At 56.4% G+C, this 15,903-nt stretch carries 19 protein-coding genes and 1 tRNA gene; 9 read left to right on the top strand and 11 right to left on the bottom strand.

The window, feature by feature from the left end:
- Positions 1–84: 84 nt before the first annotated feature.
- A complete protein-coding gene (locus tag C1725_RS06710; RefSeq protein WP_102410877.1) occupies positions 85–462 on the bottom strand; it encodes a helix-turn-helix domain-containing protein in 378 nt (125 codons plus the stop codon).
- Positions 463–736: 274 nt separating this feature from the next.
- On the opposite strand from C1725_RS06710, the gene C1725_RS06705 reads away from it, so the two are divergent.
- Positions 737–1,105 carry a hypothetical protein gene (locus tag C1725_RS06705; protein WP_102410876.1) on the top strand — a complete coding sequence of 123 codons (369 nt, stop codon included), beginning with the start codon at positions 737–739 and terminating at the stop codon, positions 1,103–1,105.
- Here C1725_RS06705 and C1725_RS06700 read toward each other — a convergent pair.
- Positions 1,095–1,448 carry a helix-turn-helix domain-containing protein gene (locus tag C1725_RS06700; protein WP_146009174.1) on the bottom strand — a complete coding sequence of 118 codons (354 nt, stop codon included), beginning with the start codon at positions 1,446–1,448 and terminating at the stop codon, positions 1,095–1,097. The two genes, C1725_RS06705 and C1725_RS06700, sit on opposite strands and share 11 nt — an antisense overlap.
- 188 nt (positions 1,449–1,636) lie before the next feature.
- A complete protein-coding gene (locus C1725_RS06695) occupies positions 1,637–1,975 on the bottom strand; it encodes a helix-turn-helix domain-containing protein (protein ID WP_102410874.1) in 339 nt (112 codons plus the stop codon).
- A gap of 140 nt (positions 1,976–2,115) precedes the next feature.
- Between C1725_RS06695 and C1725_RS18960 the strand changes: the two genes are divergently transcribed.
- Positions 2,116–2,394, top strand: a complete 279-nt coding sequence (locus tag C1725_RS18960) for a hypothetical protein (protein ID WP_146009173.1) — start codon at positions 2,116–2,118, stop codon at positions 2,392–2,394.
- Between the two features lie 568 nt (positions 2,395–2,962).
- Here C1725_RS18960 and C1725_RS06690 read toward each other — a convergent pair.
- Positions 2,963–3,385 carry a helix-turn-helix domain-containing protein gene (locus C1725_RS06690; RefSeq protein ID WP_102410873.1) on the bottom strand — a complete coding sequence of 141 codons (423 nt, stop codon included), beginning with the start codon at positions 3,383–3,385 and terminating at the stop codon, positions 2,963–2,965.
- Positions 3,386–3,517: 132 nt separating this feature from the next.
- Between C1725_RS06690 and C1725_RS06685 the strand changes: the two genes are divergently transcribed.
- From C1725_RS06685 to C1725_RS06670, 4 genes are all read left to right on the top strand, one after another.
- On the top strand, positions 3,518–4,231 hold the full coding sequence (locus C1725_RS06685; RefSeq protein ID WP_102410872.1) for a hypothetical protein: 714 nt from the start codon (positions 3,518–3,520) through the stop codon (positions 4,229–4,231).
- Positions 4,232–4,271: 40 nt separating this feature from the next.
- A complete protein-coding gene (locus C1725_RS06680; protein WP_102410871.1) occupies positions 4,272–4,703 on the top strand; it encodes a hypothetical protein in 432 nt (143 codons plus the stop codon).
- Between the two features lie 110 nt (positions 4,704–4,813).
- Positions 4,814–5,176 carry a helix-turn-helix domain-containing protein gene (locus tag C1725_RS06675; RefSeq protein WP_102410870.1) on the top strand — a complete coding sequence of 121 codons (363 nt, stop codon included), beginning with the start codon at positions 4,814–4,816 and terminating at the stop codon, positions 5,174–5,176.
- 394 nt (positions 5,177–5,570) lie between these two features.
- Positions 5,571–5,864 (top strand): helix-turn-helix domain-containing protein, encoded by a 294-nt coding sequence (locus C1725_RS06670; protein ID WP_346026421.1) that lies wholly within the window; start codon positions 5,571–5,573, stop codon positions 5,862–5,864.
- A gap of 296 nt (positions 5,865–6,160) precedes the next feature.
- On the opposite strand, the gene C1725_RS06665 is transcribed toward C1725_RS06670, so the two are convergent.
- From C1725_RS06665 to C1725_RS06655, 3 genes are all read right to left on the bottom strand, one after another.
- The gene (locus C1725_RS06665) at positions 6,161–6,736 is read right to left on the bottom strand and encodes a DUF1989 domain-containing protein (protein ID WP_346026420.1); all 576 of its coding nucleotides are present in this window, start codon (positions 6,734–6,736) and stop codon (positions 6,161–6,163) included.
- 84 nt (positions 6,737–6,820) lie between these two features.
- Positions 6,821–6,896 (bottom strand) — tRNA-Val (locus C1725_RS06660).
- A gap of 179 nt (positions 6,897–7,075) precedes the next feature.
- Positions 7,076–8,098 carry a diacylglycerol kinase gene (locus tag C1725_RS06655; RefSeq protein WP_102410867.1) on the bottom strand — a complete coding sequence of 341 codons (1,023 nt, stop codon included), beginning with the start codon at positions 8,096–8,098 and terminating at the stop codon, positions 7,076–7,078.
- A 311-nt stretch (positions 8,099–8,409) separates the two neighbouring features.
- Between C1725_RS06655 and C1725_RS06650 the strand changes: the two genes are divergently transcribed.
- Together C1725_RS06650 and C1725_RS06645 are read left to right on the top strand one after the other, a co-directional pair.
- Positions 8,410–9,093 (top strand): putative ABC transporter permease, encoded by a 684-nt coding sequence (locus C1725_RS06650; RefSeq protein WP_346026419.1) that lies wholly within the window; start codon positions 8,410–8,412, stop codon positions 9,091–9,093.
- A 116-nt stretch (positions 9,094–9,209) separates the two neighbouring features.
- Complete coding sequence (locus C1725_RS06645; RefSeq protein ID WP_102410865.1) at positions 9,210–10,541, top strand: MATE family efflux transporter; 1,332 nt, start codon at positions 9,210–9,212, stop codon at positions 10,539–10,541.
- Between the two features lie 57 nt (positions 10,542–10,598).
- Here the strand turns inward: C1725_RS06645 and C1725_RS06640 are convergent, their stop codons facing one another.
- Positions 10,599–10,826: a hypothetical protein gene (locus C1725_RS06640; protein ID WP_102410864.1), complete on the bottom strand. Its 228-nt coding sequence runs from the start codon at positions 10,824–10,826 to the stop codon at positions 10,599–10,601.
- A gap of 610 nt (positions 10,827–11,436) precedes the next feature.
- Here C1725_RS06640 and C1725_RS19245 point away from each other — a divergent pair.
- Positions 11,437–11,568 (top strand): hypothetical protein, encoded by a 132-nt coding sequence (locus tag C1725_RS19245; protein WP_346026418.1) that lies wholly within the window; start codon positions 11,437–11,439, stop codon positions 11,566–11,568.
- 248 nt (positions 11,569–11,816) lie between these two features.
- On the opposite strand, the gene C1725_RS06635 is transcribed toward C1725_RS19245, so the two are convergent.
- The 3 genes from C1725_RS06635 to C1725_RS06625 form a co-directional block, all read right to left on the bottom strand.
- Entirely contained in the window at positions 11,817–12,437 is a 621-nt protein-coding gene (locus C1725_RS06635) for an AAA family ATPase (RefSeq protein ID WP_102410863.1), read from the bottom strand.
- 13 nt (positions 12,438–12,450) lie between these two features.
- Positions 12,451–13,341, bottom strand: a complete 891-nt coding sequence (locus C1725_RS06630) for an EamA family transporter (RefSeq protein WP_102410862.1) — start codon at positions 13,339–13,341, stop codon at positions 12,451–12,453.
- A 277-nt stretch (positions 13,342–13,618) separates the two neighbouring features.
- On the bottom strand, positions 13,619–15,874 hold the full coding sequence (locus C1725_RS06625; RefSeq protein WP_102410861.1) for a hydratase: 2,256 nt from the start codon (positions 15,872–15,874) through the stop codon (positions 13,619–13,621).
- Between the last annotated feature and the right edge of the window lie 29 nt (positions 15,875–15,903).

Genomic DNA, 15,903 nt, shown 5'->3' with positions numbered 1-15,903 from the left:
ATAAAACTCGGATATAAATCCGCGAAATTCCCTATCCTTGGGCGAAATCCTAATAGGGGGTAAAAAAGAACGGGCGCAGGAGAGCTATTCAGCCTCTTTGGACGTCTCGGCCTGTAGATTCGCCAGTTCATCACAAATGCGCATCATAATTCTCTTTGTTCGGTCGTCAGCCTTCTTGGTGATCTCCTGCAAGTACTGCTCGAACTCTTCCGCGCTTGGCGGCATGTTATCCAGTATCCGGTCCTCCGTAATCAATGCGCCTTGAAACACGGTCTCCAGAGGAATGTTCAACGCGATACATATATCTCCAAGTCGGTCGAGGTTCGGTTTGATGACACCCCGCTCATACTTACTGTAATATGGCGTTGATATTCCCGCCCGCTCCGCCGCCTCCGCTTGATTCAGCCCCAGCCGTAGCCTTGCGTTCCTGATGTGATTTCCGACAATCTTGTAGCTGATCATTTTCACTACCTCCTATAGTCCTATTTTTTAGTGTCTGCCAGAATCCAAATAAGGATTCATTTTCCGAATACAGACTTTTTATGATATAATAAAACTGTGACTACAGCACAGAAAAGGAGGGAATTGGGTGGACTCAGAGGTTCCAAGCCGAGCCTGCGAAACGAAAGCGTCCCGGAAGTCCCCGCTTCTAAAGTCCCCGTACCAGCCAAGAGAGTGTTTTGCCGCGTTATAAGAGGCTGGCTCTGCTTGATACGGCACAGAAAGAAGGATGATTATGAGCAACACTATACCCGACGATGAACGCAGAACCATTAAAAAGCCCGTCAATGCGCGAATGGAGGCCATGTGCTTTTATCTGAGAGTTCATTTCAAGTATTTCTACACCGCGCTGGATACGCTGTATTCGGACGTGCCTTATGGAAACTCGCTTTATCAGTACATCGCTGACAAAGAGGGTACCAACTATTCAACCGTTGCCAGCACATTACGGCGCGTTCCTGATCGCGCGAAGAAGTACGACCCCGATTTGTACGAAAGAATCACCGGAACAACAAACGCGGTTATGCCTCTATTCTTCTTGCGAAAATGCGCTTATTGGCTCAGGAATCAACCCCCAATGCCGAGCCGTAAAATCATTTTTTAATCTCTTTATCCAGCTCCGACACGATGCCACAGATGGATAAAATGGCTTCCATCCCCTTTGGACTACATCCATGCAGCATGTCCTCAACCAATTCAGCGCCGTCCGTTGGCGGTTCGACAAAGTCTCGAACCGTATAAGTACCCGCGAAGAAGGTTTCGATCCGGGCCGACAGCAGCTCGCTGATTTGCTCCAACCGCTCGAGGTTAATGCGGACCACGCCGTGTTCCAGCTTGCGATAGTAATCCGGCGATATTTTCATCTGACCGGCTAGAGCTTCCTGCGTCAAACCGGCCTTCATTCGAGCCCGTTTGATGTTGAGGCCAAGTTTCTTATAATCCAGCACGCCGAACACCCCTATACTTTATCTGATAATATTCTCCAGGATTTCCCGTAATCTGACAATATACCCCCATAGGCAACGTAGCCTATATGGATGCTGGTTTCGAGAACTTATAGAGGAAAAGTATGCTCTATGTATTATGAATTATTCCAAGTGGTACATAGATAGGCCGGTGCTTCGACAGGCTGAACCTATTTAGGCAGATTGCGCACATCCTTAACACGCTGGCATATGTCCAGCATAGCCGCGATGGTCTGTTCATCGCAGTCTTGAAGAATGGCGGTAAACTGCTGGTTGTATTCGGGATTTGCCGGTACGGACGCGCCGCTCGCGATTAGCTCAAAAGGAACGTCCAATACGTCACAAAGGCGACCCAAGGCCAGAAGGGAAATTTGGTTCTCGCCACGTTCCACCTTTGACATATGCGAGGGAGATACATCGATCATCTCGGCAAGCTGCTCCTGCGTGAATTTCTTCTGCTTGCGAGCTTCGCGTATTCGCCTTCCCAGCAGCAGTAACGATACTGCCATTCAATCACATCCATTCACATTGATAGGTTTATTTTATCGTCCTTTCCCGCTTTGTTACAGGTTTATGCATACTAGTATGGATTCTAAGTGCCAACTATGATATAATGGGCGACGAAGCAAGGTTACGGGCAGAACAAAGGATGGAGCGTGATTTCTATGAAGATGGATTCCATGCGTCTGCACCCCAGAAGGCGTGTATCTTTAGTCCGGGATGGCTGGAAAATGTGGTGGCTCGCGCGCAAGGTGGAGTATTACAACTGGCGAATCAAAAGGCTGAACATCCGAAAAGGGGTACCCCTTACAGCGCCGAGGATCATGGAATTGTCAAAAGAACTGGATCAACTGGTATTGAAACTCGGGGACATGAAAGGTTACTTTTGCGATTCATGATGACGTTCTTTTTTTTGACCGCTGAATAGGTATCTATATAGGCAACACGGTCTAAATATAGCCTAACCATCGGGCGCTGGCAGCGCCTCTGCTGACGGTGTATCTTTCGTAGCGATGTAGGAAGGGAGCGGATCGTGTTTGTCCAGACTTTTCTGGCGGCTGGTATTCGGCTTTGCCGCCCTTGTGTGTTGCATCACCCTGCTATATGGTCAAATCAGGCCGACGCCGCCTTGTGCCTGTGAGGTACTCAGTCGTAATCCGAAAGCTGAGTGGCACGTGGAAGAAGTCGACACCCCCTATTTGCGCGGTACGGCAGGGTATATCGAAGGACGGGATAGCGGCTATTTGTCCTTTACGGCTTACACCTGTGGTCATGGTGCGAGGTTTGCTATCTATTATGATCCAGATTCAGATAAGTGCTGGGGATCGATCCAGTCGTGAGCGCCGTCTGGTTCGACGGAAAGAGAAAGAGCCCGGAATGCTTGAGCGCACTCCGGGCTTGCCTATTCTAGTATTTATGTACGTGTTCCCTTCCCTTGGCGTATGAGGGCGGTACTATAGCCTAAGAGCGCGGCGCACTTAGGATACACGTATTCTTCATTCGATTGCCGGGGATTCTTCCTCGCTTACGTTGGTTTCAACATCTGCCTCCAAACGCTCGGCTTGAGCCTTTTCCGCTTGACGCTTGTTGACCGTGTATTCGACCATATCCAGCAATAGCTCCTGGCAGGGCTCGGATAATTCTTTGAACAGCTTACAAAGGCGCTCCATGCGCACGTCGGCTTCCACGAACATCGGCCCCTCGCCCTTGATGAGGTATTCGCGCGATACATTAAACGTGAGGCACACCTGATAAATGACATTCTTGCGAATCTCATCCTTGCCGACTTCCAACTTGCTGTAATAGGAATCGGAATAGCCTAAAGCCTGAGACATTTCTGCCTGTGACTTTTTCAAGGCTTTTCGGATCGCCAAAAACCGGTTCTGCATTTCATGCAAGGCTTTTTCTTTTTCGTCCATACTTCACAGCCCTCCCGATAGCAGCACTTTATCAAGCTGAGAGACTTTTGTCAATATTCCCTTGACATGTCGTCAGGATTCGAGATAAGATAGAGGCAAACTATCAATTTGACAGAAAAAAGAAGGTGGAACATGCTAATTGATAGAATCAAGGAACTCTCGAAAAAAGCGACGGAAGATGATTTGGCTGAGGCTGAATTTCTGGCACAACGCCTGAAGCGGATGGATCAGGAAATCGCGCGGAGATTTGGGATAAGCCTCGAAACCTACCGGATGATTATGAACGAGGAGGTTAAGGTGGACCACATTACCTATACGGCGCGGCCACGACGGCAATGGAAAGCCGTGGCCGGTCAAACCGGGATAGCGGCGATGGCGGTCCTGCTGGTGCTGCTCTTATCCGTGCCGGGTATGGCCGACAGCATTCGGGCCTCCGTGCTGCGCGTCTTCACCAGCCACGAAGCGGTCCGCGTGGAATCCGTGGCCTATGATCGATACGCCGACCTGCAGGGCTACGTCGTCCCCAGCCTGATGCCGAGCGGCTACGCGTCGAACTACCACACCACCACGGGAGACATGCTCTACATGTCTTACGTCAACGGCGCGGGGGAACAGATTCAATACTACTACTATCCGCGCGGCGCTTCGGCCAGCTATGACAACGAGCATGCCGCGCACCACGTGATCGAATCCAAGCGGGGCACGATCCACGTCTGGAACGCGGAAAGCGGACACACGACCGCCTACCTGCTGGTGGGCGAGGCGTATGTGCAGATGGATTTTGACACAGCCGTAACGGATCGAGAAATACAACAAATCGTCGATGGATTGAACCGCGTCTCCTGACGCGAGGATTCAATAACTACACCATTTAGGAGGGAAAATCATGGGCAAGCAATTTGGGGCAATCGCGCTTGCGCTGCTGGTTTTAAGCGGTACCGCCAGCGCACAGGCGGCGTCAGTAGTAGAGAAGGCGGCGAGCCGCATTGAACAACAGGCCGACGGCATAGCGCCCGCGTATGTGCTGATCTCGTCCATCCACGGCAACACCTCGGTCAAAGACGGGAAGGTGTACCTGACGGGGACGGTATCGGGCGATTGCACCTACGCTAAGGTTACCATTACGCTGCAATACTTTGAGGATGGCAAATGGAAAAACGGATCGAGCTGGTCGGCAACCGGGGAGAAATCCGCGACCAAGTCAACCAGCACCACGGCCAAGGCGGGCATGATTTACCGCACGAAGATTTACGGGTATGTGTCTAAGGGCGCGAGCACGGACAGCGCCACCCTTTACACAAAGGTCGTAGGGGCGTAACAGCGCGGTATGCGAGCGGTATGGCCCGGTTCAGGCGTGATTTCTAACCAAAAGCTGCTGCCCGTTGGCTGGGCGGCAGCTTTTACACAAAAGGAGGGGGGTAAGACCGCATGGAAAACAAACAGGGACTGTTCGCCATCGATTACGAGAGAATTGGGCTGAGGATTCGGAAAGCGCGCAAAGAAGCGCACAAGACTCAGGAGCAGTTAGCCGAGGACACGGGGATCTCCGTTTCGTTCCTCGGCCACATTGAGCGGGGCGCCAGGAAGATGTCGCTGGAGACCTTTTCGCGCCTGTGCATCGTGCTAGACCTGAGTCCGTTTTATCTGCTATACGGCGGGCGAGACCCCTTTTTGTCCAGCACACAAAAGGCCGTGGTTTTCGAGGCCCTGCGTGAAATGGTGGACGAGCTTTCCGAACGTTGGGGTGGAGCCGGTGTTTCCATATTCAACAAGCAAAATTGTTTAAAATAACTTAGGACACCCCTTGACATTCGGGCCGGTTAGAGCTGTAATACGACCACAAGGATCGAGGCGTGAAAACGCCGCGGCAGGCAGGTGCGTTACCAGCACACCTGCCCTGCGAAAGGTACATACACTACCCCTCGCAACCGTTTAACGGCACCACGACTTACGCATATTGTATTACAGGAAACTGTGCTTTACAAGGCGCGCGCAAGGGGTATTGAACCTCCGCTTCGAGCAATGCTTTAACCGGATTACGTGCCTTGACGTTTTTGTCGCGAGCGTGAGATGCGGCTGGATTTGCGCCCTGATCGCTCGGGATGAAGAATCCGGCGCGACTACGCTGCAACTGCTGCTCGACGGTTTCAAAGGCTGCGCGATGGGGCAAAAGGAGCAAAACGCTATGGATAAGCGGTACGTCGAAATTGGCCAGCGCCTCCAAAAAGCACGGGAACACAGAGGGCTCTCGGTGGAGGAACTTGCCGAAAGAGTGACAGAATACAGCACGGAGGAAATCCGGCAGTTTGAGGCTGGCGAGTGCGAACTGGACGTGAACGCCTTTGTCGCGTTATGCCTTGCGTTGGAAACCGATATGGAATGGTTGCTGCACGGCATATCGACTAAAGAACGGCACGGGGTTGAAAGCGTGTTTGCGACCTACTATGGGGAGGATGATTCAGAACCGGCCAAGCAATAAACCCCCTATAATTTGGCGAAACACTTTATCTTTTGGCGAAATACCTTTAGGGGGTAAAAAGAAAGGGCGCGGGAGTATATTTTAGTCTCCGCGCCCTTCGGCTTTGTACAAATAGGGGCAACCGCCGCATGATTTGGCGAAACGAAAGAAGAAAGCCCTCGTGGCAAGGGCTTTTAGGGGTAAGGGGGTAAAAAATAATCTACTCGCTTTGTATCAAAAGCTAGTAGATTATATGTGGGGGCTGTACTGGACTCGAACCAGTGACCCCATCGATGTGAACGATGCTGTCAAAACATTTACTCGATAATGATTTTGATGGGGGAGCATTTTCCGCCGTTGCATTTACTCTCTGATACGCTGCAAGCTGCTATACCCAAACGCACATCCATGAGGGCTTTTAACTTGATGGCATCACCGGGCTTTGAAACTGGTTCTTCCACAGATATGCTTCCATCTTCGTTGATTTTCGTGTACATGAAAATGTTGAAGGGCGTAATAATTGGACGCTTTTCGTTCAGGCTGGTATTGATATTGTCTAAGCAGCTTGAATGGCCTGTTCCATTATTATAGAAAAAATCATACATTTCCGGCCTGCAACAGGGGTGCAACAAGTCGTGCTCGCCAACATCGTCCGACACGACAATAAACATGGGACGATAAAGGTTTGTAAAGATGGTATTGCCAACTTTAATTTTCAAGGAATCATTGCAGTCGATGGTAACGCCAGTGGACAAAAACTCATCTGCATTACATTGAGCTTCCGCAAAGAAATCTACTACTTGCTGGCCTTCCAAATCCACGACTGTAATGGTTTTGTTTTTCTTTACATCGATTGCCTTTCCGCTACACGCACCGATGATATATTCTTGCATTACCTTCGCCTCCAATAAGTGAAGTATATATTTCATCAACAGAATATAGTAAAAGATACCATCCTCTTACGAAGATGGTATCTTTGGTGGTCTGTACTGGACTCGAACCAGTGACCCCATCGATGTGAACGATGTGCTCTACCAACTGAGCCAACAGACCACGTCTTGACGACGTGGATTATTATAGCATGTGTTTTCCGGCCTGTCAAGGAAAAAAGCAAACGTTTCAGGCAAAAAATCTGCCCTGGGCGATTCGATGATTCAACGTCCTCTCGCCGCAGGGCATCTTCATGCTCCCGCATTCCTGGTATGCCGCGTTTTCTTCCTCCACTTAGAAGGCTATCTGAATTCCGCCTGGATGATGCCGACGATCTTAGGCAGAAAGATGATGCAGCCGACGACCGCGGCCCCGATCGCCGCGACCAGCACAGCCCCAGCCGCCGTGTCTTTCGCCAGCTTCGCTTTGGGATCGTATTCCTGCGTGCACAGATCGACTGCCGCTTCAATCGCCGTATTGACCAGCTCCATCGCCATGACCAGCGCAAAGAGCATGACGCAGACGATCCATTCCGCGGCGCTGATGTGCAAAATAACGCCGAAGACGATCACCATGGACATGACGCCGAAATGAATGAGCATATTGCGCTCCGCCTTGAGCCCGGCGATGACGCCGTCCAATGCATGCGCAAAGCTGATGAGCAGGCTGTCGTTTTTGCGGGCCATCGATTTCTCCGGGGCGAGGCTGCGCCCCTCGCGGAAATAGGTGGTCACAAAGCTCGTAAAGACGATCAGGTAAGCAGTCGAAACGCAGAAGGCCGCGATCACGTCGCTGCCGTAATGTGCGCCCAGGTAGACGCGGCTCGTGCCCACCAACAGGATCATTCCGGTAAGCAGCACGGTCAGCGCGTTCTTTTTCGCCCGGCTGAGCCCGGATTGACGAACCAGATAGATTACGAAGCCGTAAAAGGTGGCGGCTGCCATCGAATGGCCGCTGGGAAAGCTATAGCCCGTCTCGGTCACAAAGCGCACCACGTTCACGGGGCGCGGACGCGTGAAGATCGATTTGAGCCCGAGGTTAAGCAGCACGGAAAGCGCGAGATTCATGAAGATCGGCACGGTGTACGTACGCTGATGCACCAGATAGATCAGCGCCAGGCTGACCGCAAGAAGCACCACCGGATGAACGAGCAGCGTCATGCCCCTGAAAAGCCGCGTCGCAAAGCCGCATTGCAGCAGCGAAACCACCCCATAAATCGCCTGATCGAAGGGGCCGAGGGAATTTAAATTGAACGCAAAGAGCAAAAAAACGAGCAGCAGGCCGGCTGCCACAATCCACCGCTTATACTTCCAAACCTTCGCCATCGTTTATCCCATCCTTTGCTTTTAGGCTGACCCCTTCACAGGGTCAACATGCAAAGCATAGCAAAAACAGCGTCTTATTGCAAGGTCTATTCCGGCAAAGAGGCTTCCTCATCAAACTCTAAGGAAATGCTCATCTCCTGCTCCTTGAAGCGTCGCTTGTTCAGGGCGTATACTGCGATTATGGGTGCGGGAGATGTCGAATGAAAACGAAAAACGCGGTATTTCGCGCTTAACCCTTCGCACGAACGTGTCCATTTGATAGACTGCTTATATCCGCCGTGTGCGAAGCGGAATAAATGAGGAGGTCGCCTATGAATATCGCCCTGAGAGAATCTACCCGTCCGCGAGACGTGCAGCAGGCCGCGGGCTTTGCCGTCGGCGTTTGCTTTTCCAAGCTGTTTTGGGTCTTCATGATCGGCAGCTTCGCCGGGTTCATTTTGGAGACAGCCTGGTGCCTCCTCGTGCACGCCCAGCCGGAACTGCACGTCGGCGTCCTGTACGGCCCGCTCATTCCGATTTACGGCGCGGGCTGCGTGCTGCTCACGGTGTTCCTGTATCGCCTTCGCCGCAACGGGGCGATCTTTCTCGCCGGAGGGCTCATCGGCGGCGCGTTCGAGTACCTCTGCAGCCTCTTCCAGGAGATTTTTTTCGGCACGACCTCTTGGGATTACTCCAATTCGCCGCTCAATTTTGGAGGGCGCACGAACATCTGGTTCATGTTGCTATGGGGCGCGCTGGGGCTCGTGTGGATTCGCGTGCTGTATCCGCGCCTTTCCGCGACGATTGAACGCATGCCCCGCGCTACCGGGCGGATGCTGACCTGCCTGCTCTGCGCGTTTATGGCCTACAACCTTTTCATCACCGCCACAGCCGTCGCCCGCCAGAGCGACCGCCGGGCAGGCTACGCGCCCTCCAGCGCCTTTGAACGCTATCTCGACACGCATTACACCGACGCCTACCTGAACCGCTTCTTTCCCACCGCCAAAGCAGTCTGATTCCCTTTACAAACGCCCTTGCGCGGCGTACAATAGCTTATAGAAAAAGATGCCAGTCCTGCCTTTCGCAACCTGGCATCTTTCTTTGAAGTAACGGCGTTTTTGGAGGGATAACCATGGCCAAGAGCATGGACATGACCCGCGGCCGCCCCGCACGGTTGATCGTCACGTTCGCGTTGCCCCTCATGCTGGGAACGATCTTCCAGCAGCTTTACAGCCTGGTGGACAGCGCGGTCGTCGGTCGCCTGCTCGGCGTGGATGCGTTCGCCGCGGTGGGCGCGGCCAGCTTCTTCGGCTGGCTGTCATTCAGCGTAGTGCTCGGCCTGTCGCAGGGCTTTGGCGTGCTGTTCGCCCAGCGCTTCGGCGCGAAGACGGGGCTCAAGCGGGCCGTCTCCATGGCGCTGCTGCTCACCCTAGCGCTCGGCGCCGCACTGACGGCGCTGTTTCAGCTTGCCGTACACCCTGTGCTGCTGCTCGTGCGCACGCCCGACGCGCTGCTTTCCGGCGCGCTCGCCTATCTGCGCTGGACGCTGGGCGGGCTCGTCGTCACCTTCCTTTATAATGCCGCCGCCTCGCTGCTGCGCGCGGTCGGCGACGGGCGCACGCCGCTCGTCGCGGTCATCCTTTCCAGCGTTCTCAACATCGTGCTGGACCTGCTCTTCGTCGCGGCCCTGCATTTGGGCATCAGCGGCGTGGCGCTGGCGACGGTGCTTGCGCAGTTCTTTGCCTTCGGCTATTGTCTATGGAAGCTGCGCACCTATCCCGACCTGCTGCCCGCCCTCGGGGATTTCAGGCTTGAAGCCGGCACGCTCCACGAGCTGCTCCGGCTGGGCGCGCCCCTCGCCTTCCGCGACGCGGTCATCTCGGTCGGCGGGCTCGTCGTGCAGTCGGTCATCAATGGCTACGGCGTGCTGTTCGTCGCGGGTACGACGGCCGCCCGCCGCTACTTCGGGCTGATGGAGATGGCAGGCGGTGCGCTGGAGGGTGCCTTGGCGACCTTCGTCGGTCAGAACTACGGCGCCGGAGAGGGAGACCGCATTCGCACGGGCGTCCGTATCTGCGTCCGCATTGCGGTCGTATGCGCCGTCGCTGTGGCGCTGCTCATCGTCGCGCTGGGGCGTCCGCTCCTGGGCCTGCTCGTCGCTCCCGGCGAGGAGGCCGCGCAGGCGATCGGCGTCGGCTACGCGAACCTGTGCGCCATCGCCCTGTGTCTGCCCGCGCTCTATCTGCTCTACGTCTATCGCTCCGCGCTGCAAGGTATCGGCCGGCCCTTTGTGCCGATGCTGTCGGGTTTTGCCGAGCTGCTGCTGCGCATCGCGGCGGTGTACCTATTGCCCCGTTGGTTCGGCGTATGGGGCGTGTACTTCGCGGAGCCTGCCGGGTGGGTTGGCGCGGGGCTGTTGCTCTGCGTCAGCTACTACCGCTGTCAAAAAAAGATGCGTTTCTGAGCGACAGGCACCATACATGGACGTCAAAGCGGCCGAGGGTTTCCCCGGCCGCTTTGTTCATGCCTCTCCGTCGTCCTGCGAGGCGTCTTCATCCAAAATATTGTCCATCACCCGTCTGGCAAGCTCCGGATTTTCCTTCAAATGCCGCAGCGCTTCACGGCTCAGGACGCTGTTCGTCCCCAGGCAAGCCGTACAGCGGTATTTGCAATCCGGGCATACGCAGCCCACGTGGGCTCCATCGGCGTGCACCATGTACGCGCCGCATTCCGGGCATCCGCACCGCATCGCTTTTTCACCCTTCTTTCCATCTCGGTATTGCGATATGTTACCTTCGCCGCCCAGAGGGAGAAATCCTTCTGCGGCTTTCCCGCGACGGCCATACGACGCCCGCGCCGGTTTCTCCCGCCGCAATCCGCTTAAGGCCGTTTGATGGATCGCCCGTTGCGCTGCCGCCGGACAATTGAGGCGCCTTGCACGCGGCAAGGCCCTATCGTTCAGTTCCTATAACCTTCTTTCAGGAAGCAGATACTTGCAGCCCGACGCCATATTGCAAGCCATTTTACGTTTCCTTCATTTTTGTTTTGCCTTCCAAGATGCGTTTACGTTCACGCAACCAACAAATCCAAAAATCCCTTCATGCATATGCAAGTGAAAAAAACAAGCACAAAATTGCCCGGCGGGTTTTGCACGTTCTTTTCACCTCAAACAAGCGTTTTTTCCATTCCGTCTCCTGCCTTTTGTTTCAAAGTGACGGTCTTTGCCCGGGCCTCTTTACAACATGCCCGGGCTGTGCTATAGTTTGCGCCGTGAGAGGGAAAGCTCCATGAGGCTCCTCCGCTCACTGAATATAGAGGGTCCTGATCGACCGACAAAGAGAAATAAGAGGTGTTGTAAAATGAAGACCTTTAACATTAAGACGAACTGGAAGAGCGCGATCAAGCACGTGGGCAGCAGCCTGTACTTCGCGATGCTTCCCTCCGACGCGGGCATGACGAACGGCATGCTTTTCTTCCACGACTTCCACTGATCGGCGGAAGTCAATCCCCGGCGTCTTACGGCAGCTGCTCATCAGACGGGAACTCAAAAAACCAACATAGCGACTGCCTGAAGCAGGATAGGAAGAACAAACGGTATTCGGCCCTCAAGCCGGATACCGTTTATTTTATGCCCCTTGCCCACTTAAAAAAGTTTACGGGAGGCGCACGGAGAAAATCGCGGGCAGCATACGGAGAATAAATTACGCAATAGGAAGCCCGAAAGGGCGAGCGTAAAAATTCAAATGCCCCCGTCCTCATTCGGCTTTGCCGCCATCAACTTCCGCACCTGCGCGGCGATTTCCGCATAGCACACCTGCGAGAAGTCCGTCGTGTCCACCTCGACGCGCGCGCCGCCGACCGAAAAGTCCAGCATGCCGCGCCGCCGGAGCGAGGAGATGAAGCGTTCAAAGTCTACCGGTTCCGCCTGCGCATTTTCCCCCGCCCGCTCGGGGTATCGCGTATTGACGACGTGTCCCCGATGGCGCGAAGGGTCCCTTTCCCGAGCCAGAAAACGCGCGTGCAGCACCCCCGGATCGCACGAGCAGCAGACGGTCAGTGGTTCGCAGCGATAGGCCGCGAGCAGGCGCAAAAGCTCCGGCTTGGAAACCGCTTCAAAGTTGTTCTCCAGCATAAACGTCTGCCCGGCGCGCATCATCGTCTCCGCGAAGGCGTAGAGCATATGCATAGCGGCTTCGCCCAGAGCCACCTTTTCGGCGCGGGACTCAAACCCCAGCGTGTCAAATAGGATTTCCTTGATGTCATCCTTGCTCATCAGGGGGAGAGCAAGCGCCCTCGACAGCTCACGGGCCAGCGTGCTCTTCCCGGAAGCAGGCGCGCCGCAAATCAAGATACAATACATATCCGTTTCTCCTCTACGCCTTTAAACGCTTTTGGGGAAGCTGCGCGAGCACAATGGCGGCGAACATCACCAGGCAGCCGAGAATTTCCCTCCCGCTCAGCCGCTGGCCGAGGATCAGCCAGCCCGCGAGGACGGAGATGCACGATTCCAGGCTTAAAATGAGGGAAGCCACCGTCGGGTTCATGCCCTTCTGACCTACGATTTGCAGCGTATACGCCACGCCGCAGGAGAGCACGCCCGCGTAGAGCACCGGCGCCCAGGCCGCGAGAATCGCAGAGATCTGCGGCCGCTCCCCTACAAACACCGGCACGGCGCTGAGCAGCGCGCAGACGAAGAACTGGATGCAGGACATCGCGACCCCATCCACACGAGGCGAAAAGAAGTCGATCACCAGAATGTGCACCGAGAAGAGCAGCGCGCACCCCAGCATCAGCAGATCCCCCTTGCCGACGGAGAGCGTCTCCGTGATGCACAGAAGATAGAGCCCGAGCAGCGCCAGCGCGACCGCAAGCCACGTAAACAGACCGCAGCGCTTTCCGAAGGCGAGGCCCAGCAGCGGCACGATGACGATATAGCAGGCTGTAATGAACCCCGCCTTACCCACGGTCGTATACTGGATGCCGATCTGCTGAAGGCTGCTGGCCGCAAAGAGCACCGCGCCGCAAAGAACGCCGCCCAGCAGCAGCGTTCGCCGGTCCGCCGGGCCCACCTTGGCCGCATCCGCTCTGCGTTTCTTGCCGAGCACGAGCGGAAGCAGCACGATGCCGCCGATCAGGCTGCGCACGCCGTTGAAGGTAAAAGGGCCGACATAATCCATGCCCACGCTTTGGGCCACGAAGGCGACGCCCCAAATCGCCGCCGTCAGGAGCAGTAGAAGTGAATTGCGCATCTGTTCCTTTTTCATTCGTTTGGTGCTTCCTTTCCCTTTGAAACATGCGCTCTATTATACCATGTTTGGCGGCAAAATGCTCGGCTTTCCGACGGTTCGGAATTCGCAGAACGGACTTGCCGCGCCAGCCCGTACTACCGCAAAGCCGCTTTCGCCTCTGCAAAATCCCGTAACCCGGTCGCCGCGTCCACGATCTCCCGCACTCGCCGCCAAAGCGCAGAAAGGCACCGCCTTCCAGCCTGGCGCAAGGGAATGCATTCCCTGCGCGAAGGCCGTAAGGCGGCGCTTACCGTTACTTCCTGTAATGGTTGATCAGGCAGCCGTCCAGGATGATCTGGCGCTCCGAGGGCGTCATCTCCGCGATGGAGAGCGTTATCTTTCGATTTTCTCTGCCCAACACGTAGGCGTCGATGTGCGTGGTATCGCCCAGCACGGCCTCGCGCACGTTCGGCACGAGGATGTAGTCGTCCACCTTAAACGCGGGCTTATCCTCCATGAGGAAGGGAATCATGCCCCAGTTCATCAGGTTGGAGCGATAGCGCTTCGTCGCGTATTCGACCGCGATGTTCGCCGCGCCGCCCAGCACGCGCTGGCAGCTCGCGGCCTGCTCACGCGCCGAGCCGTCGCCCGGGCGTACCGCGTACACGCAGGAGCCGATCGTGATCTCCTGCTCCGTGAGCTGTTCGCAGCCCGGCACCCGCCGCGCCGCCTCGAGCACGGAGGCGATTTCAGGCACGCTCCCCCGCTCCCTGCGCTCCTCTTCCAGCGCGCGAACCGCCTTGGCGCGGCCTACGTACGCCGGATCCTTGCGCGAAAGGGTGAATTCGGCAAGTCCCAGCGGATTGGAGCGGAACGAGCTCGTCTCGCCCGAGGGAATCAGCTCGTCCGTCGTGGTCACCGGATCCTCGATCAGCGAGGCCACGCGCAGCAGCAGGTGTTCGCCGAGCGGGCTCATCTGCGGCCAGTCCTTGATGTTCGGGCCGAAGATCAGCTTTTCCTGATCCTTCGGGCAGCCCCAGCCGCTGTAGATGCGGCTCTTGTACGCCGCGTCGTCGAACGTGTATTCCGGCACGTCGTAGGTCACGTCCAGCGCGTCCGCCGGCGTCAGATAGCCGCCCGCCGCGCTCGAGGCGGCGATGGAGCGGGCGTCCATCAGCGCGACCGACGCGATCTGCCCGTTCGCAGGCTTGGAGCCCTCGCGGTTGGGGAAGTTGCGCGTCGTATGGCGAATTGAAAGGCCGCCGTTCATCGGCACGTCGCCCGCGCCAAAGCACGGCCCGCAGAACGCCGTGCGAATCGTCGCACCCGCGGCGATGAAGGTGGAAATATCGCCAATCTCGATCAGCCGCTGCATGACCGGCTGGCTGGAGGGATAGACGCTGAGCGCGTAGCGGCCGTTCCCGCAGCTCTGCCCGCGCAGGATGGAGGCCGCCGCGCACAGGTTTTCGTAGGTGCCGCCCGCGCAGCCCGCGATCACGCCCTGGTCGACGCGGATGCGGCCGTTTTCCACCTTATCGGTAAGCGTCAGGCTCACGCCCGTGCCTTCCAGCAGCGAAGCGCACTTCTTCTCCGTCTCGCGCAGGATGTCGCCGGGGTTTTCAAGCAGCGCCTCGATTTCGTATACGTTGGAGGGATGCATCGGCAGGGCGATCATCGGCTTCACGGACGCAAGGTCTACGTACACCATGCCGTCGTAATAGGCGACGGGGGCCGGGTTCAGCTCCCGGTATTCTTCCGGGCGGCCGTGCACCGCGAGGAACCGCTGCGTGCGCTCGTCCGTGCGCCAGATGGAGGAAAGACAGGTCGTCTCCGTCGTCATCACGTCGATGCCGTTCCTGAAGTCCATCGAAAGGTTCGAAATACCGTCTCCGACGAACTCCATCACGCGGTTCTTGACGTAGCCGCGCTCGTACACCGCGCCGATGATCGCCAGCGCTACGTCCTGCGGGCCCACGCCGGGGTTCGGCTTGCCCGTCAGATACACGCCCACGACGCCCGGATAATCGATGTCCCATGTCTTGCACAGCAACTGCTTGACCAGCTCGCCGCCGCCCTCGCCCACCGCCAGGGTGCCCAGCGCGCCGTAGCGCGTATGGCTGTCCGAGCCGAGGATCATCTTGCCGCAGCCCGCGTACATCTCGCGCATGTACTGATGGATGACCGCCATGTGCGGGGGCACGTAGACGCCGCCGTACTTGCGCGCCGCACTCAGGCCGAACATGTGGTCGTCCTCGTTGATCGTGCCGCCGACCGCGCACAGGCTGTTGTGGCAGTTGGTGAGCACGTAGGGTATCGGGAACTTCGTGAGGCCCGACGCGCGCGCCGTCTGAATGATGCCGACGAACGTGATGTCGTGGCTGGCCATCGCGTCGAAGGATACGTTCAGCTTTTGCGCGTCGCCGCTCCGGTTGTGCGCCTGCAGGATGCCGTAGGCCATCGTGCCCCTGCGCGCCGTCTCGCGGTCAAGTCCCTGCCGCTCGCCTTCGCGCGCCTCCAGGATCTCCTTGCCGTCCTTCAGGAATACGCCTCCGTCATATAATTTGACCATGCGCTGTCCCCCTCTTTCTGTCGCGCGGC

Source organism: Beduinella massiliensis (genome assembly GCF_900199405.1).
Classification (GTDB): Bacteria; Bacillota; Clostridia; order Christensenellales; family Aristaeellaceae; genus Beduinella; species Beduinella massiliensis.
Note: the sequence above shows the minus strand (reverse complement) of the source record. Positions and strands in the feature narration are given on the sequence as shown.

What these genes read in the sequence shown, in the direction of transcription:
- C1725_RS06710 (WP_102410877.1), bottom strand. Translation starts at nt 462, where the DNA reads ATGATCAGCTACAAGATTGTCGGAAATCACATCAGGAACGCAAGGCTA.
- C1725_RS06705 (WP_102410876.1), top strand. Translation starts at nt 737, where the DNA reads ATGAGCAACACTATACCCGACGATGAACGCAGAACCATTAAAAAGCCC.
- C1725_RS06695 (WP_102410874.1), bottom strand. Translation starts at nt 1,975, where the DNA reads ATGGCAGTATCGTTACTGCTGCTGGGAAGGCGAATACGCGAAGCTCGC.
- C1725_RS18960 (WP_146009173.1), top strand. Translation starts at nt 2,116, where the DNA reads ATGGAGCGTGATTTCTATGAAGATGGATTCCATGCGTCTGCACCCCAG.
- C1725_RS06690 (WP_102410873.1), bottom strand. Translation starts at nt 3,385, where the DNA reads ATGGACGAAAAAGAAAAAGCCTTGCATGAAATGCAGAACCGGTTTTTG.
- C1725_RS06685 (WP_102410872.1), top strand. Translation starts at nt 3,518, where the DNA reads ATGCTAATTGATAGAATCAAGGAACTCTCGAAAAAAGCGACGGAAGAT.
- C1725_RS06680 (WP_102410871.1), top strand. Translation starts at nt 4,272, where the DNA reads ATGGGCAAGCAATTTGGGGCAATCGCGCTTGCGCTGCTGGTTTTAAGC.
- C1725_RS06675 (WP_102410870.1), top strand. Translation starts at nt 4,814, where the DNA reads ATGGAAAACAAACAGGGACTGTTCGCCATCGATTACGAGAGAATTGGG.
- C1725_RS06670 (WP_346026421.1), top strand. Translation starts at nt 5,571, where the DNA reads ATGGATAAGCGGTACGTCGAAATTGGCCAGCGCCTCCAAAAAGCACGG.
- C1725_RS06665 (WP_346026420.1), bottom strand. Translation starts at nt 6,736, where the DNA reads ATGCAAGAATATATCATCGGTGCGTGTAGCGGAAAGGCAATCGATGTA.
- C1725_RS06655 (WP_102410867.1), bottom strand. Translation starts at nt 8,098, where the DNA reads ATGGCGAAGGTTTGGAAGTATAAGCGGTGGATTGTGGCAGCCGGCCTG.
- C1725_RS06650 (WP_346026419.1), top strand. Translation starts at nt 8,410, where the DNA reads ATGAATATCGCCCTGAGAGAATCTACCCGTCCGCGAGACGTGCAGCAG.
- C1725_RS06645 (WP_102410865.1), top strand. Translation starts at nt 9,210, where the DNA reads ATGGCCAAGAGCATGGACATGACCCGCGGCCGCCCCGCACGGTTGATC.
- C1725_RS06640 (WP_102410864.1), bottom strand. Translation starts at nt 10,826, where the DNA reads ATGCGGTGCGGATGCCCGGAATGCGGCGCGTACATGGTGCACGCCGAT.
- C1725_RS19245 (WP_346026418.1), top strand. Translation starts at nt 11,437, where the DNA reads ATGAAGACCTTTAACATTAAGACGAACTGGAAGAGCGCGATCAAGCAC.
- C1725_RS06635 (WP_102410863.1), bottom strand. Translation starts at nt 12,437, where the DNA reads ATGTATTGTATCTTGATTTGCGGCGCGCCTGCTTCCGGGAAGAGCACG.
- C1725_RS06630 (WP_102410862.1), bottom strand. Translation starts at nt 13,341, where the DNA reads ATGAAAAAGGAACAGATGCGCAATTCACTTCTACTGCTCCTGACGGCG.
- C1725_RS06625 (WP_102410861.1), bottom strand. Translation starts at nt 15,874, where the DNA reads ATGGTCAAATTATATGACGGAGGCGTATTCCTGAAGGACGGCAAGGAG.